This is a genomic window from Ferrithrix thermotolerans DSM 19514 (assembly GCF_900128965.1).
GTDB classification, from domain to species: domain Bacteria; phylum Actinomycetota; class Acidimicrobiia; order Acidimicrobiales; family Acidimicrobiaceae; genus Ferrithrix; species Ferrithrix thermotolerans.
This window is the reverse complement of sequence record NZ_FQUL01000022.1, coordinates 1-16,630: the sequence shown is the minus strand read 5'-3', so window position 1 is coordinate 16,630 and position 16,630 is coordinate 1. Positions and strand designations below refer to the sequence as shown.

At 51.3% G+C, this 16,630-nt stretch carries 16 protein-coding genes; 15 read left to right on the top strand and 1 reads right to left on the bottom strand.

Annotated elements, in window-relative coordinates:
• The first annotated feature begins 2 nt into the window (after positions 1-2).
• The 15 genes from BUA24_RS07760 to BUA24_RS07690 all read left to right on the top strand — a co-directional run bounded on the left by BUA24_RS07760 (position 3) and on the right by BUA24_RS07690 (position 15,737).
• Positions 3-1,289 (top strand): bifunctional folylpolyglutamate synthase/dihydrofolate synthase, encoded by a 1,287-nt coding sequence (locus tag BUA24_RS07760; protein ID WP_072790936.1) that lies wholly within the window; start codon positions 3-5, stop codon positions 1,287-1,289.
• 51 nt (positions 1,290-1,340) lie between these two features.
• On the top strand, positions 1,341-1,754 hold the full coding sequence (gene ndk, locus BUA24_RS07755) for a nucleoside-diphosphate kinase (RefSeq protein ID WP_072790933.1): 414 nt from the start codon (positions 1,341-1,343) through the stop codon (positions 1,752-1,754).
• A gap of 44 nt (positions 1,755-1,798) precedes the next feature.
• Positions 1,799-2,836 carry a rod shape-determining protein gene (locus tag BUA24_RS07750; RefSeq protein ID WP_072790930.1) on the top strand — a complete coding sequence of 346 codons (1,038 nt, stop codon included), beginning with the start codon at positions 1,799-1,801 and terminating at the stop codon, positions 2,834-2,836.
• Positions 2,837-2,856: 20 nt separating this feature from the next.
• The gene (gene mreC / locus BUA24_RS07745) at positions 2,857-3,687 is read left to right on the top strand and encodes a rod shape-determining protein MreC (RefSeq protein WP_072790927.1); all 831 of its coding nucleotides are present in this window, start codon (positions 2,857-2,859) and stop codon (positions 3,685-3,687) included.
• Positions 3,688-4,209, top strand: a complete 522-nt coding sequence (gene mreD / locus BUA24_RS07740) for a rod shape-determining protein MreD (protein WP_072790924.1) — start codon at positions 3,688-3,690, stop codon at positions 4,207-4,209.
• Positions 4,210-4,275: 66 nt separating this feature from the next.
• Positions 4,276-6,264 carry a penicillin-binding protein 2 gene (mrdA, locus tag BUA24_RS07735; RefSeq protein WP_178138751.1) on the top strand — a complete coding sequence of 663 codons (1,989 nt, stop codon included), beginning with the start codon at positions 4,276-4,278 and terminating at the stop codon, positions 6,262-6,264.
• Positions 6,265-6,709: 445 nt separating this feature from the next.
• Positions 6,710-8,494 (top strand): Rne/Rng family ribonuclease, encoded by a 1,785-nt coding sequence (locus tag BUA24_RS07730; protein WP_072790919.1) that lies wholly within the window; start codon positions 6,710-6,712, stop codon positions 8,492-8,494.
• Between the two features lie 21 nt (positions 8,495-8,515).
• Complete coding sequence (gene rplU / locus BUA24_RS07725) at positions 8,516-8,827, top strand: 50S ribosomal protein L21 (protein WP_072791011.1); 312 nt, start codon at positions 8,516-8,518, stop codon at positions 8,825-8,827.
• A gap of 55 nt (positions 8,828-8,882) precedes the next feature.
• Complete coding sequence (rpmA, locus tag BUA24_RS07720; protein ID WP_072790916.1) at positions 8,883-9,134, top strand: 50S ribosomal protein L27; 252 nt, start codon at positions 8,883-8,885, stop codon at positions 9,132-9,134.
• Positions 9,135-9,162: 28 nt separating this feature from the next.
• Positions 9,163-10,461 carry a GTPase ObgE gene (obgE, locus tag BUA24_RS07715; protein ID WP_072790912.1) on the top strand — a complete coding sequence of 433 codons (1,299 nt, stop codon included), beginning with the start codon at positions 9,163-9,165 and terminating at the stop codon, positions 10,459-10,461.
• Positions 10,458-11,546: a glutamate 5-kinase gene (gene proB / locus BUA24_RS07710; RefSeq protein ID WP_072790907.1), complete on the top strand. Its 1,089-nt coding sequence runs from the start codon at positions 10,458-10,460 to the stop codon at positions 11,544-11,546. Before obgE ends, proB begins: the two co-directional genes overlap by 4 nt.
• A 47-nt stretch (positions 11,547-11,593) precedes the next feature.
• Complete coding sequence (locus tag BUA24_RS07705; protein ID WP_218587439.1) at positions 11,594-12,877, top strand: glutamate-5-semialdehyde dehydrogenase; 1,284 nt, start codon at positions 11,594-11,596, stop codon at positions 12,875-12,877.
• Between the two features lie 8 nt (positions 12,878-12,885).
• Entirely contained in the window at positions 12,886-13,767 is an 882-nt protein-coding gene (locus tag BUA24_RS07700) for an AAA family ATPase (RefSeq protein WP_072790904.1), read from the top strand.
• Positions 13,764-15,131, top strand: coding sequence for a vWA domain-containing protein (locus BUA24_RS07695; RefSeq protein ID WP_072790899.1), 1,368 nt, complete (start codon positions 13,764-13,766; stop codon positions 15,129-15,131). The genes BUA24_RS07700 and BUA24_RS07695 overlap by 4 nt, the downstream gene beginning before the upstream one ends.
• A 6-nt stretch (positions 15,132-15,137) precedes the next feature.
• Positions 15,138-15,737, top strand: a complete 600-nt coding sequence (locus tag BUA24_RS07690; RefSeq protein WP_072790896.1) for a histidine phosphatase family protein — start codon at positions 15,138-15,140, stop codon at positions 15,735-15,737.
• Between the two features lie 98 nt (positions 15,738-15,835).
• Here the strand turns inward: BUA24_RS07690 and BUA24_RS12505 are convergent.
• Positions 15,836-16,630 (bottom strand): glycoside hydrolase family 25 domain-containing protein (locus BUA24_RS12505; protein WP_072790892.1); only part of this gene is annotated, 795 nt, incomplete at its 5' end.

The following is a 16,630-nucleotide window of genomic DNA, read 5'->3' as shown; positions in this document are numbered from 1 at the left end:
ACGTGAAGCGATCTGGATTACAGTGGTTGCAGTCTCTTCCTAACTTCGAGTCTGAAAGGACAGGAGTACCCTCTCTCGAGAGTCTAAAGGGACTGCTACATACCGTAGGGGATCCTCAGTACTCCTTTAGGACCATCCACATTACGGGAACCAACGGAAAGTCCACTGTGGCCTCTGTGGCAACACACATACTTGCGGTTGGCGGTGTTAGTGTGGGTACCTTCTCTTCGCCAGATCTCGGTGAGTTGACCGATCGTATAATGCTGAACGGCTATCCGGTAGCAATGGATACTTTAGATGAGGAGTTGACTAGCCTCGCACAGATTGTGGATGCCTTTAGAATAACGGGCTTGACTCAGTTTGAGGCTCTCACAGCCGCAGCATACTCCCTGTTTGCAATGCAGGGAGTAGAGGTCGGAGTTGTCGAGGTCGGGATGGGTGGAACCTGGGATGCAACTAACGTAGTGGAGGCTGAGGTCTCTGTGATTACATCCGTGGGAGAAGATCACCTAGCCCAGATTGGACCGACCCTCCAAGATGTGGCGTTAGCAAAGTCGGGTATTGTCAAACCCGGCTCAACGTTGATTCTCGGTAATATCCGAGAAGACCTCGTAGAGGTCATCGAACGCAGACCTCATGTAAGGACGCTCCGCCTGAACGAACAGATATTGATAGCAAACAAACGTCAGGGTGTCGGTGGATGGATGTTTGATCTGTCGACTCCAAGGGGCGATTACGCGCAGCTATTTGCATCTCTTCGTGGTAGCCATCAGGTCGAAAATGTAGCTCTCGCTATAGCGGCTGTTGAAGAGTTGAAAGAGGGATCCATAGCTCACCAGATTGTCGAGAGATCGGTTGCTACCCTTGCTTTGCCTGGCCGATTTGAAGTAGTTGCGATGGATGCGAAGAAGTTGGTGGTTTTAGACGTGGCACATAACCCTGACGCGGCGGCCCACCTAGGAGCATCTCTGACCCAGGAGCTACCGCTTTTCAAAGGGTGGATCGTTGTCTTTGCGACCACCCATGATAGGAGTCCTGCTGAGTTTATAAGGGCCATTGGGGCAAGTTCTATCGATCTACTTGTCTCTATCGATCTCGGAGACCCAACACAGGTCGATCCCTTAGGGGTTGCGGAGATTGCCTCAAGTCTTGGCGTGAAAAGTGAGCTACGATCTGATCTAGACAGTGCTATATTTGACCACCTTAGGGCTTTGCGCGACGATCAATTGCTGGTGGTAACCGGTTCTCATAAGCTGGTCGGGAAAGTAAGGAATTTGCTAAAAGGATAGAGCCGTACACGCATGTGATTTAGGTCCATCCGACTAGCCTTCATCCACTGTATGGAAAAGACCTTATTTATATGTAAGCCCGATGCCGTCCGAAGAGGACTTGTCGGCGAGATCCTAAAGAGACTTGAGAACAAGGGGCTTCGGTTTCTAGAACTTCAACAAAGAACGATTAGCGAACCAGAGGCGAAAGAACACTATGTAGAACACGCCGATAAAGCGTTCTTCGATGACCTTGTAGCTTTTATTACCTCCGGACCTTCGGTTCTAGCTGTCGTAACCGGAGACGGTGACGTTATAAAGATAGTAAGAGGAATTATGGGTGCTACGGATCCGTCTGTGGCGAATCCAGGTACGATCCGTGGAGATCTCGCTACTATAGTAAGTGAAAATTTAGTGCACGGTTCAGACTCTATGACGGCTGCGCAACGTGAAATCAAGCTGTTCTTTCCGAACTTGGAGGCATAGCTGCTCTAGGCCTTCGTCGGGCCAACAGCGAATGGAGGTAAAAGATGGCAAAGGGAGTCGGAGCTTTTTTAAGCAGGGATATGGCGGTCGATCTCGGCACAGCCAACACTTTGGTCTATGTTCGGGGTAAAGGAATCATTCTCAACGAGCCATCTGTCGTTGCCATAGATACTAGGGACGGTCGCCCTCTGGCGGTCGGCGCTGAGGCGAAGAGGATGATCGGGCGTACCCCTTCCAACATTCAAGCGATCCGTCCATTGAAAGATGGCGTGATAGCAGACTTTGAGATCTGCGAGAAGATGCTTCGCTACTTTATAGGCAAGGTTCATCAGTCTCGTTTCTCTAAGCCTCGGATGATTATCTGTGTTCCTAGTGGGATTACTGGGGTTGAGCAAAGAGCGGTCCAGGAGGCTGCAGAGTATGCGGGAGCCCGAAAACCGGCTTACATTATCGAAGAGCCGATGGCAGCAGCTATCGGAGCTGGTCTGCCCATCCACGAACCCTCTGGGAATATGGTGGTGGATATAGGTGGTGGAACCACTGAGGTAGCGGTGATCTCCCTTGGTGGGATTGTGACGTCGAAGTCGATCAGAATCGGTGGAGATGAGCTTGACGAGGCGATTATTGCCTATGTCAAAAAAGAGTACAATCTTGCCCTTGGTGAGAGAACGGCGGAGGAGATCAAGATGACTCTTGGCTCTGCGTTTAAGTTGCCAGAGGAGTTACAGGCAGAGATAAGAGGTAGAGACCTGGTAACAGGCCTTCCTAAAACCGTGCTTATCTCCACCGAAGAGATTAGAAAGGCTATAGAAGAGCCAATTAATTCAATAGTGGATGCGGTAAAAGATACGTTAGATGCTACACCTCCGGAACTCTCCGCTGACATCATGGAACAAGGTATCGTGCTGACTGGGGGCGGAGCTCTGCTGGCAGGATTAGCCGAGCGTATCCATAGCGAAACGTCGATGCCGATAGTCGTGGCCGATAATCCTCTTGACTGTGTGGCGATAGGATCAGGACAGTGTTTAGAGGAGTTCGAAGCGCTGCAGCAGGTTCTAATATCTGCATCGTCTAGAAGATAGTTAGTTAGGGGCTCTGTGAATTGGGGAGACTGTTTGAGCGACCGCGCATTACGGTCATTTTGGCGATGCTTATCTCCCTCACACTTCTAACCTTGAACTTCCGAGGTGGCGGAACTCTGAGCTTCGTCTCAGTAAAAGGAGACGTTCGTCAGGTGGTTTCGCCCCTTAGGAACAGCCTCAACTCTATCGTCGATCCAGTGACAAACTTCTTTACAGGGGCCGTCGATTACTCATCAGTGAAGGAGAAGAACGCTCAACTTGAACGAGAGTTGCAGACCCTAAAGGGAGAATACAACAGCTTTCAGGCTTTAAAGGACGAGCTAGCAGGGGTGTTAGCGCTTAATCACCTAAGTTTTGTTGGTAGCCTCCCGGGCACAGATGCACAAGTCATCAACTTCACGCCATCAAACGTTCAGCTCAGCTTTGAGATCAACAAAGGGTTTGCTGCTGGTATCAAGCTGGGGGACCCAGTGGTTGGTGGAACAGGTTTGGCTGGGAGAGTAGTGGAGGTTGCATCGAATAGCGCTACCGTTCTTATGGTAACCGATCCAAGTTTTAGCGTTGGAGTTCGCATCTCTTCTAATGGCAACGCTGCCCTTGCTCAGGGTCAAGGCCCAAATTTGCCACTCAAGTTGCTTTACGTAACGCCAGGGACCACCTTTGTAAGGGACCAGGTTCTAACAACCTCAGGACTGCAGGGCGAGATCTTCCCTGCAGGGATTCCAGTAGGTAAGGTGATAAGTGCTAGTATCCCGGCGGGATCCTTGGAAGAAAGCGTATCTGTGAAGCCAGTGGTAAACTATGCGAACCTTCAGTACGTGAAGGTACTTTTCTGGACCCCAGGAGGATAGATGGGGCGATTCCTTTCCTCTCTTAGAATGCCTCTTTTACTCCTAACCGTGTTGGTGCTTCAGCATACTACGTTGGGATCGGCTTCCATCGACAGCGTTCATCCTGATCTGCTGCTTTTATTTGTCTGTTCAGTTGCGGTAGTTGGAGGACGAGAGGCAGGGGCGGTGGCAGGGTTTGTTAGTGGAATCCTTGCGGACTCGTTCTTAGTAACGCCCTTTGGTATGTCCTCATTGGTGTACTCCTTCGTGGGTTATCTTCTAGGCGAAAGTGAGCGCTTAGGAGCAAAAAGAAGTAGATGGCTCGATATGTTGTTGGTGGGCGTAGGTTCTGCAGCTGCTCAGATTTTAGTTTCCGTTGGCCTTTTTGTTATGAACCTCTCGGATCCCCTTAGGGCACACTTCCTCATCGAATTTCTAATTGTTGGCGGGGTAAACTTCCTTTTGTCACCGGTGATGATAGCACTGGTGAGATTTGCTATGGCAGGTTCGGGTCGACTGGCAACACCAATCCCAAGGAGATAGTCGATGCAAGTTTCTCAAGATTCAAGCTCGAAGAAACCGATGTCGTTTAAGTTAAGGTCACGACTGATGGGTTTTGTTGCAGCTGCACTCTTCGTGGCGTTGTTTGCGCGCCTATACGCACTTCAGGTGCTAACTGCGCCGGTCTACAAGGCTGAGGCGGCGGCAAATCAGGTGAGGGAGGTATCGGTTCCAGCGCCGAGAGGGTTGATTCTTGACCGAAACGAACAGGTCATGGTTGGCAATCAAGTTGTGAAGACTCTCGCACTATCTTCAAGAGAGGCTTACCTCCACCCAGCGGTGGTGAAGAGAGTAGCTCAGCTGGTGGGGTTGACTCCTGCCCAGGTGCAGTCAGAGCTGATTAACTCTCAATACAGTATCTATCAGCCGACACCGATCAAATATAACCTATCTACCAACCAGGCGATCTACTTCCAAGAACACCAGAGCGAGTATCCAGGCGTCACCATAGAGCTGACTACTCAGAGAACCTATCCTATGGGTGACACTGCGGCACAGGTTCTAGGTTATGTAGGTCAGGTCTCGGCCGCTCAGCTGAAAACGCTTGCTAAGCAGGGATATCAGGCTGGGGATCAGATAGGTGAAGCCGGGGTTGAAGCCACGTTTCAGAACTACCTACGGGGAAGGTCGGGCGTCGAAAAACTTCAGGTTAATGCTGCGGGAGATGTGGTCGGGGTGCTAGGGGAGACGAAGCCGGTGCCAGGGGGAAACCTGCAGCTAACCATAGACGCAAACCTTGAGAAAAAGGCTCAGACGATCCTTGCCAACCAGATCTACCACTTGGCGCACTCTCCCAACTCATTTGTAATAAACGCTGCCAGACTCGCAGGATCGATAGTGGTTGAGAACCCCAACAATGGGTCTATCTACGCGATGGCTTCTTATCCAACTTACAACCCATCTGAGTGGGTTCCATATATCACTAATGCCAACTACGCAGCGCTTACGAGCCCTTCCTCAAATCAACCGCTAATAAATCGCGCAATTCAGGGAGAGTATACGCCAGGATCGACCTTCAAGTTGGCAACTGCCTCGGCTGCTCTAAAGGATGGACTTATAAGCCCTTACACTATTATCAACGATCCCGGGTACTTCAAGGTTCCTAACTGCACGGTCGGAAAGTGCAGCTTTCACAACTCCGGTTACGAGGCGCTCGGCAATATCAATATCGTTACGGCTCTGGCGGACTCGGACGATGTGTTCTTTTATACCCTTGGCTACAACTTCTATATTAATCAGAGTCAGTTCGGCCCAACTCCCATCCAAAATATGGCAAAGGCTTATGGATTTGGTCAACCCACTGGAATCGCGCTTCCCGGAGAGGCGGCGGGGATAGTTGACTCACTGTCCGAGCGGCAGTATCTTCATAAGCTCTATCCTTCTGCTTTCCCATACGACACCTGGTACGCAGGAGACAACATAGAGATGGCTTTCGGACAGGGGATGACCCTGATTACTCCATTACAGCTAGCGAACGCCTATGCGACCTTTGCGAATGGTGGAACTCGTTACGTTCCTCGGATTGCAGACGGTATTGTAAACGATCAGGGAAAGCTAATAAAGTACTTTCCGCCGAAGGTGGTAACTCACGTTACCATCCCTGCGGTCGATCGAGCCGCAATGATAAAGGGTTTTGAAGGAGCCATACAGTATGGTACCGGTGGACAGACCTTTGCTGGTTTTCCTTTGTCTCAGTTTCCTCTGGCCGGGAAGACTGGAACTGCGTCTGTGGCGGGACAAGCTCCTGACTCCTTATTTGTTGCTTGGGGACCCGTTAATAATCCACAGTACGTGATCTCTGCAGTTGTGACTGGTGGAGGTTTTGGGGCGGTAGGTGCGGCACCGATGGTGAGGGCTTTGTTCACCTATCTGATGTCTCACCCAATAAAGCCTGAGGTTTATGGAGTACCCCATCTAAGTGCGGGATCAACAGGGGTAAAAGGTACGCTGCTGATATCACCAACGAAGAAGACAGCTCAGAAGCCCAAAGGCTATAAGGCCTCTACGAGCAAGACCTCTGTGTCAAAGGCTGGCTGAAAAAAGGCGTAGGTCAAGTCGCACCTCCTTTGGCGATCAGCGATCTTGAGATGCAGCGTTTTGGGCTATAAGTGGATAACGCTCATTGATACATCGATTTACCTACCATATGGGGTGCGTCGGAAGATTTGCACTACAATGAAGGCAATGTTTGTTGAGTCACGTTGGACAACCCAAGTATTAATTGTCTTTTGGGCTTTGCTTGTGGTGTCGGTTCAACCAAGAAGACAGTCCGGATCGGCTAGCAAACAAAGATTTTACAAGGCGACGAAGGTTCGTTTCTCTCGCAGGCATCTAGAGGAACCACCTGTCGCAATGACCGAACTTGACTTGTGGGAAGTTTCTAAGAGTTCAAGCGCTGTGCGCACCTGCTTTACGTCGGAAGCTGGAGTCTGTCAGGTTGGGTCACTATCTGGAAGGGTCATTGATAGTGTCCGAAGAGAATTTGAGTTTAGACAAATTAAATGGGGCGGGAGCGTCTGGAGAACGTGGCCAAGAGTCGATAAAGCTGCCCCCTCCGGTCTCTTCATCTAGCAGGGAGGGTAGTAGTAGGGTAAAGTCTGATCAAATCAGTGACACCAAGGCTGAGCCAGAGGTCAGATCACGCTCTGTTCGCAGATCTAGAGGTAGAGTTAGGGGGCAAAAGGGAGCTAACGATAATGTGCAGGTGTCCGACTCAAATGATCAAGAGTCAAAGGTTCCATTGGCTGGTAAAGTCCCTGTTCCTCAAGGCATAGAGGCGAAACCTAAGATCGGGGATACTCGTCCGGCCCCGCCCCCACTCTCGGAGGCAACTAGACGGAAACGTAAGTATCTAAGGACGAAAGCTGACAGCGACGTTGTTGTGCCAGAAGGTCCAATCGAATACAACATAGAGGGGAAACTCGCAGACTCGTTGGAAAAAGGTCCAAGAGGCAAGAGACGTCTGAATCAGAGGGCTCCACGTCAGCGTAAGGGCAGGCCGATTGGACGGTACCTAATGTGCGTCCATGTGAAAGGTGGTGCTTCACAGATAGCGATTCTTGAAGGTCGAACGCTAATAGAACACTACGTATCAAGAGAGGCGGATGATCAATACAACATTGATGGAAACATCTATCTAGGTCGTGTTGCAAATGTCTTACCTGGCATGGAGGCAGCCTTCATAGACATCGGCACATCGAAGAATGCAGTAATCTACAGAGGTGACGTGCGCTTCGATCGTGATGATATCGAGGTCGGTGACCGTAGTGTGCGGATCGAACATCTGTTGAGACCGAAACAAACGGTCATCTGCCAGGTTGTTAAGAATCCTATCGGGGCAAAAGGTGCGCGTCTTACTCAAGAGGTATCTTTGCCCGGAAGATTTGTAGTGCTTATCCCTCACTCTGATAGCTATGGAATCTCCAAACGACTCCCCGAGGAGGAACGGCGCAGGTTACGACGGATTCTTGATGAGATAAAACCTCCTGGATTCGGAATGATCGTTAGGACAGCTGCTGAGGGAGCTAGTGCAGAGGAGCTTAGTCGAGACCTCACGCGTCTTACAGAGATGTGGGAGAAGATCGATCAGATGGCGAGGACTGTGCACGCCCCGGCCCTCCTTTATCGCGAACCAAAGGTCGCACTGAGGGTGATTAGGGAAGAGTTCAATCGCAACTATAGGGGTGTAATAATAGACGATCAGAGCATGTACGAGGAGGTTGTCTCCTATGTATCTGCGATCTCCCCTGAACTGGCGGATCGTGTTGAGTACTACGATCCTAACGAGAATCTTGTTCCTCTCTTTGAAGCCTATCACGTTCACGAACAGCTTCATAAGGCTCTCGGCAGAAAGGTTTGGCTTCCCTCTGGGGGATCTATCGTGATAGACAGGGCTGAGGCTCTAACCGTGATAGACGTAAATACCGCAAAGAATGTCGGTACGGTATCTTTGGAAGAGACTATTCATCGGAACAACCTCGAGGCCGTCGAAGAGATAGCTCATCAACTACGACTCAGAGACATTGGTGGCATCATCGTTATCGATTTTATCGATATGCTCATCAAAGAGAACCGAGACGATGTTATGAGGGCATTTAGAGCTGCGTTAGCAAGGGACAAGACCAAGAGCCACGTCTATGATATGTCTCCCCTCGGACTCGTAGAGATGACAAGACAGAGAGTTTCGGAAGGGCTTGTGGAGGCGTTTTCCCAAACTTGTCCGACTTGCGAGGGACGAGGCCTTATATTTGATCAGGAATTGCTTTAGAGAAGGTAGACTTAGATGGCTATGTACGCAGTGATAAAAACAGGTGGAAAGCAAGAGAAGGTTGAAGAGGGTTCGATACTCAACGTAGAGCTGCTCGGAGCAAACGAGGGCGATACAGTTACCTTTACGCCAATCTTGCTGGTAGACGGAGCTAAAGTGGTCCACGATCAGGAGTCGTTGCTCAAGGCTAAGGTCACTGCCGTTGTTGTGGGAGAGAGCAAGGGGCCAAAGATCGTAGGCTTTCACTACAGCCCCAAGGCCAGAGCTCGTAAGCGATGGGGACACCGACAGCACTACAACGTGCTAAGGGTAGTCGAGGTCGCAGGTTCCTAGATTTGTTTATTCAGAGACAGAAGTTATTTTTTAACCTAGAAGGCGGAGGCTTGAGGTGTCAAAGACTAAGGGTGGAGGCTCTACTAAAAACGGAAGAGACTCAAACGCTCAAAGACTCGGTGTGAAGGTGTTTTCCGGCACGACGGTGAAGGCCGGTTCGATCATAGTTAGACAACGCGGAACCCGATTTCATCCAGGTTTGAACGTGGGCCGAGGAAGTGACGATACGTTGTTTGCAAAAGAGGATGGAACGGTTAGATTCGCTGAGCGAAGAGGTCGTAAGGTAGTAGACGTAGTCCCTGCCTAAGAGTAGGAAGACTGGGTTACGTTAATCTATGCCTGAGTTTATCGATAGAGCGCAGCTCCACGCCAAAGCCGGAAACGGTGGCGCTGGAGCTGTTTCTTTTAGGCGTGAACCCTTTGTAGACAAGGGCGGTCCAGACGGAGGGGATGGAGGAGATGGGGGATCGGTTTACCTAGTTACCTCTCCTCGCCTGAACTCTCTAGCTGGCTTCAGGGATCATCCTCATAGACGCGCAGAAGATGGTGGTCACGGTTCAGGTAAGAAGAAAAAGGGAGCGAGGGGATCAAATACCTTAGTAGAGGTTCCCATAGGTACCGTGGTCAAGTCTTTAGATGGAGAATTGATAGCCGACCTTGCATCTTATGGGGCAAAGGTGTGTGTCGCCCGGGGCGGGCGAGGGGGAAAGGGTAATGCAGGGTTTTTGTCGAATAAGCGCAGGGCTCCTGACTTTGCCGAGCAGGGAGAGCTGGGAGAGGAACTCTGGTTCGATCTTGAACTGAAACTGGTTGCCGATGTTGCTCTTGTGGGTATGCCGAATGTCGGCAAATCCTCTTTAGTCGCCGCAGTTTCAAAGGCTCGTCCCAAGATCGGTGACTATCCATTTACTACTTTGGTTCCCTCTCTTGGCGTTGTCAGCCGTGGATTAGACCGGGATCGCTCGGAGCTAGTGGTTGCAGACGTCCCTGGGCTCATAGAAGGAGCAAGTGAAGGTAGGGGACTGGGACTTGAGTTTCTAAGGCACGTCGAGAGGTCCAAGGTGCTTGGCTTGGTTGCAGATGCATCCGAAGGCATCGGTGTATCGTTGGAAGAACAAATTCATGGTGTCGCAAGGGAGCTAGATGCTTACCTGGGAGATCTTAGCGAAAGAACTGTGATCCTGGTACTCAACAAGATCGATGCCGCAGATAGAGGGTCGCTCTCGAACCGTATGTCAAATCTCTCCCTAGGGATCTCACTGGCCTCGATAACAGAGGTCTCCGCCGCAACGCGCGAAGGGATCGATTCTCTGATAACCGCAATGTTTCAAGCCAAGGCTCTAAGCGACGACAAGGGTACCTTCTACGCTGAAGAGGTTGTACTGCGGCCACTACCTGAAAAGGAGTTTCAAGTGGAGAGGGTTGGAGATGGACGGTTTCTTGTCACCGGAAGAGACGCTCTTCGGGCCGTACGTCTCTCCGACCTGAGTTCCTTTGCCGCTCAGTCCGTCCTACAGCGTCGCCTCGAGGCTCTTGGTGTTATGAAGGCGCTAAAGCGACTCGGTGTGAAAGAAGGTGATGAGGTGAACGTTGGGGACATCTCATTTACCTATGAGGACGCGATGCAGCCGTGAGGGTTGTAATAAAGGTTGGCTCGTCGTCAGTTACCGACTCTAAGGGTGTCATAGATCAAGGCACACTCCTTGAACTCATAAAACAGATGGCTGCGCTTATGTCGAAGGGGCACGAGGTTGTCCTTGTTAGTTCAGGAGCTATATCAGCGGGTCTGAAGTCTCTGGGATTTCGCGAACGGCCGTCGGATCAAGTCACTCTTAGAGCGGCGGCAGCTGTGGGTCAAGGTCAGCTCATTGCAACATACCGTGAAATACTTGCGAAGTATCAGGTGGAGGCGGCGCAGTTGCTCATGATACCTGGGGACTTTGCAGATAGATCTCAATATCTGCACGCCAGAGAGACTCTCTCAAAGCTTTTAGAGCTTGGCGTTCTTCCTGTTATAAACGAAAACGATGCCCTCTCCAACGAACAGCTTCGTTACGGTGACAACGACAAAGTTGCAGCGCTGGTGGCAAATCTGATCGCTGCTGATCACCTCGTTCTCCTAACGGACCAAAGTGGACTCTATAGTGCAGACCCCAGGCATTACGAAGAGGCTTCTCTTATCGAAGAGGTTGAGGAGGTGAACGCCGAACTCTTGGAGATAGCAGGTGCAGCCGGTACAGAACGTGGTAGCGGTGGTATGGCATCCAAGTTGTTGGCAGCGAAGATGGCTTCGTGGTCTGGGGTGATGTCTACGATTGCGTCGGCGAAAGAACCTGAGGTCGTCCTAAGGGTAGTTGAAGGGGAGGAGTTCTTAGGTACTAAGGTTCTCGCTCGTCCCAGGAGGCTTAGCGCTCGAAAGCTGTGGATTGCATTTGCTTGCCCTACATCAGGGGAGATCTTGGTTGACAAAGGCGCCAAGGAGGCTCTAATGGTTAACGGGGGCTCTTTGCTTCCAGCAGGAGTGGTGGCGGTGAAGGGGACCTTTGAGAGCGGAAGCGCCGTGTCGGTTACTACCGAAGACGGAGATTGCTTCGCAAAAGGTATAGTTCAAATGCCCTCGGAAGATGTTCTGGCGTTACGGGGCGTTCGGTCCAAGGACCTGACCGGTAGACCTTACCTCGAGGTCATCCATAGAGACGACCTGGTCTTGCTACTTTAAGCCTCAAGCACCACCCTGTGGCTTGGGTGGGGTAACAAATTGTGTTTATGGGACCTGACGCTAAGCTGTTTCTTATGTCAGATACTGCCCTTCCGTCGCTCACAGAGGTGGCCTCTCGTGTAAAGAGTGCTTCCTATGTGTTGACTGAGGTCAACGGTGAACAAAGAACTGAAGCGTTGAGGGCCATGGCTAGGTGTCTCGAAAGATCTAAGACTGAGATCCTAAAGGCCAACATATCGGATCTTGAAAGAGGTCGTAGATCGGATCTCACAAAGACTCAGATGGATCGCTTGACACTCAATGATCAAAGATTCGAAGCCATGGTAGCTGGGGTTTTGGAGGTAGCTCGGCTACCGGAGGTCGTCGGACAGGTGGTGAAGGGGTATACACTTCCAAATGGGCTGTCGGTTCAGCAGATGAGGGTGCCTCTCGGTGTCGTAGGAATCGTGTATGAGAATCGACCTAACGTCACCGCAGACGCAGCAGCACTATGCGTAAAGTCAGCCAACGCAGTGATGCTGCGGGGGTCTTCCCAAGCTATCGAGACGAATCTTGCGATCGGCGACGCAATTGTGCAAGGGCTCGAAGATGCCGGTCTTCCAGGGGAGGTGGTGACGGTGGTAAGGGACACGACTCGGGACGGTGCGATAGAGTTCATGAGACTTAATGGTTACATCGACTGTCTGATTCCTCGTGGTGGACCAGCGCTAATACGAGCTATCAGGGAGAGCGCAACTGTACCTTACGTACTCGACGGTGACGGCAACTGTCATATCTATGTAGACAAGGGCTGTGACATAGAGATGGCTAAGAAAATCGTAGCAAACGCCAAGGTACAACGGCCCGGTGTTTGTAACGCTGCAGAGACGCTACTGGTTCATGAAGCTGTAGCACGGGAGTTTTTGAGTGACGTACCCTCTTTCCTTAGGGGCGTGGAGATTCGAGGCGATGATGAGACCCGAAGATATGTCTTAGATGCTATGGTTGCGACCGAGGATGACTTCGCAACTGAGTTTTTGGATATGGTGTTAGCGGTAAGGGTTGTGAAGGATCTAGACGAGGCGATCGCTCATATAAGACGTTTCTCAACAGGTCACTCTGAGGCGATCGTGACAAATGACCGTCAAGCGGCAGAGAGGTTCAAACGTGAGGTCGACGCCGCAGCGGTCGTCGTCAATGCGTCGACGCGTTTCGTGGATGGCAATCAGTTGGGTTTGGGAGCCGAGATAGGTATCTCGACTCAAAAGTTGCACGCTCGTGGCCCGATGGGACTTGAGGCACTAACCAACGTAAAGTATGTGATAGAAGGTAACGGACATATAAGGACGTAAGGAACACTTTGAAGTTTGACTCAATATCGAGCGTAGAGGATCAACTGCGGGCTAATGGATACCTCCCCAACAAAGAGATTGCAACGGTGGTGTACTTGGCGGCGCGTCTCGAAAAGCCGGTGCTGATTGAAGGTCCGGCGGGTACGGGAAAGACTGAGCTGGCCAAGACGGTAGCAGCAATGACGGCTATGGACCTTATCCGACTGCAGTGCTACGAAGGACTGGATGAGTCAAAGGCACTTTATGAATGGAACTATCGTAAGCAGCTCTTGCGAATTCAGGCCACAAAGGACGTCGCTGGGGAGGCAAACTGGGATCTGCTGAGCGAAGATATCTTCTCTGAAGAGTATCTGCTGGAGAGGCCCCTCCTAAGGGCGCTGCGCACTCCGAGACAAAGCGTTTTACTTATCGACGAGGTGGATCGCCTAGAGGTGGAGGCAGAGGCACTGTTGCTCGAGGTGCTCTCCGACTTCCAGGTATCGATACCAGAACTTGGAACCGTCGCCCCTAAACAGATACCGCTCGTTTTTTTGACCTCTAACGGCACTAGAGATCTCTCGGAGGCACTGAAGAGGCGATGTCTATTCCTCTATATCGACTACCCAGATATCGAGAGAGAAAAAGAGATTATTGACACCAAGATAACAGGTGTAGAGGAGGCTTTAGCTAGACAGATTGCGGAGTTTGTCTCTGGGCTCAGAGCGCTGGACATAAAGAAAAAGCCTTCGATCTCGGAGACTTTAGATTGGGCAGCTTCTCTTTTGGAGATGGGAGTCGGATCTCTTGACAAAGACATCAAAAGAGAAACCCTAAGCATACTTCTCAAGTACCGCTCAGATATCCATGCGGTACGCAAACATCTAGATAGTAAGGGAAGAGGCATCGGTTGAACGATCAACTACTTGCCTTCGTGGATGTTCTAAGAGAGGGCAACGTCAAGGTCTCGCAGGCGGAGGTTGTCGATGCTTACGGTGCTCTTCCCCTTATAGATGTTATGGACCGAAGCGAGTTTCGAGAGACGTTGGCTGCGACTCTTATAAAAGATGTAAAACACAGAGCTTTGTTCGATAGGCTCTTCGATGTTTTCTTCCCTCTTGGACCCACGAACGCGGAGGAAAGTGAGTTTGTCAACGATCCGGAGCACACGCCAAGCTCAGAGGATCTTGCAGATGAACTTAGAGAGCAAATAGTAGATGCCTTACTCGAGAATGATCTCTTGGCACTGCGCTTGGCGTTGAGGAGAGCTGTAACACGATTCGCCGGTATTGAAAAGGGCCGTCCCGTCGGGGGAGTCTACTACACCTATAGGACGCTCAGGCAGATAGATCTAGAAGAGGTTTTGAAAGGGTTTCTTTACGGACTTTCTTTTGGTGAGGATACGACTGTAGAGCGAGACCGAACTAAGGCCACCGAAGGAGTCTCAAGGCTAATACGCTCCGAAGTGGAGTCAGAGGTTCTAAGGCGACTGGTCGGGGATCGTGGCTCTAGGGCAGTGGCCAAGACTCTGGCTCTAAAACTTCCTGAAGACGTCGATATTGTGCATGCTTCCAAGGATGAGCTGGAGGCTCTGCACAAGGTGATGGAACCTCTAGCGAGAAAGCTGGCTTCGAGACTTGCACAACGACACATCTCCCAGCGAGACGCGTCGTTGGACTTCAGGAGAACGGTCAGGGAGGCTATGTCTTATGGAGGCACACCGGCTAGGGTATATTTTCGTAAACCAAAGGTCTCTAAGCCTGAGGTAGTGTTACTCTCAGATATTTCCGGATCCGTAGCATCGTTTGCACGCTTTACGATGCAGTTACTCTACGCCATGACGAACGCATTCTCAAAGATACGGAGTTTCGTGTTTATAGATACGGTAGATGAGGTTACCAAATACTTCTCAGGTGGGGAGAGCATTCAAGGCGCACTTCTTCAGGTAACGACCAAGGCAAAGGTGGTTGGATTGGATGGCCACTCAGACTACGGCAACTCGCTCTCGGTCTTTGAGGAGAGGTATCTGGAAGCTATCACGAAGCGTACAACCGTCATAGTCTGTGGAGATGCTAGGAATAACTACCATCCTCCACAAGAAGAGGTGTTGGGCCGGATCAAAGATAGAGCCAAGAAGGTATTTTGGCTAAACCCCGAGCCTAAGTCATACTGGAACAGCGGAGACTCAGTGGTCTCTATCTACGGACAGTTCTGCGACGGAGTCTTTGAGTGTCGGACGCTTCGACAGTTGGAAGAGTTCGTGGTAAGAGGTGTATAACAGCCGATGAACTCCAATCTGCGTCTCGTGCTTATGAGACACGGGGAGTCTCAGTCTGGGACGAATCGTACCGTAGGCGGGCACCGTGGGTGCAGGGGTTTGACACCCAAGGGGGTGCTTCAGGTGCAAAGAAGCACACATGAACTCATCCACGCTAAGGTAGCGGTAGACCAGGTTTTCTGCTCCTCGTTGCGCAGATCGCGTCAGAGCGCCTACATTGCGGCGGAGGCTTTGGGGGTTCCAGTCGCATCGCCGTCGTGTCTATTGTGTGAATTGCATCCCGGCTCGATAGATGCAGTGCGCTTTAGTGACCTTGGACGGCCCTTAGCGAGGTATGTAGACGATCAAGGTATCGGATCGGGTGGTGAGTCACCTCGTGAGTTTCGTGAGCGGATCTTGGCTCTCCTTGGGCTCCTAACGAAGGACTATCGGGGGCTATCCCTACTGCTTGTGACTCACTTTGGAGTGATAGATGCCTTCGTTAGGCTATTTGGGCTAGCCTTGAACCTCCCGGGAGCTACTAACGACGTAATCTGGATCGAAGAAGGCAGATCGATCATCGTGGAAGGTAATCCGAGTGATGGTTTTTCGACGCTAGTAATGTGAGGACGCTGACAAAGTCAGGAGTTATCTCCAGCTCTGTCAGCGTGTTGGTCAATGCTCCTATCTACCAATATGCCTGCGCCGGCGTTTCAGGGGCGGTCTTAGCAAGACACGTCGTTATCGAAGTTTGTGGGTGCGGTCTGGACCTGTGCAAGCATGCCACCGCCAAAGGGAATGGCCTGAGTACACGCAGTTGTCGGATTCGTTGTATTCCAGTCAGCTACCCAAATCGGAGTGCCTGGAGGTAGTGCAGCGTTCGCACCAGCGATCTCAGGCCACTGAAGGTATGTAGAGTAAACACCTACGAGTTCACCGTCTGCTTTGAGAGCGGCTATCGCTCCTAGTATGGCTTCGTAGTTTTGACTTTGGGATGGACCCCAGCTACTAGCAGACGTCTCAACGTCTAGCCACCAAATCGAGGAGTGGACCGATGATCCCTGTGCGATGTTGTATGCGGCAGCCGCTTGGCTGTAGCCGTCTTGCCAGCCGGTGCAGTCCCCGGAGCTCAGGCCGGCCGGACATGGTGGTGGCGTTGGAGCGCCGGGCGGTATGGAGACGGTGTCACCCATGAAGATGTAGAACTGGGTTTGGGGACCTCCCCAAGAGACCTCGCTTTGCAGGCATGGCGTGGGAGTCGTTTGGCTGTAGGGCCATCCGCTTATCTCGACCACGTATAGCGGAGCTTGCGGGGGATACCCTCCGCACTGCCAGTTGGATATGTCATAACCCGTGGCTCCCGGAGATACCAAAGCAGTGACATCCGTAGAAGCCATAGCCACGACGGGAGCCGGTATAGTCTGTCCCCCCATGGATCCATAGAACCCGGCATCTCCAAAGGTGAAGATCCCGCCGTCGGAGGCTACCTCCCAGTACCCGAGTCCGTCGGGCGTTGATGC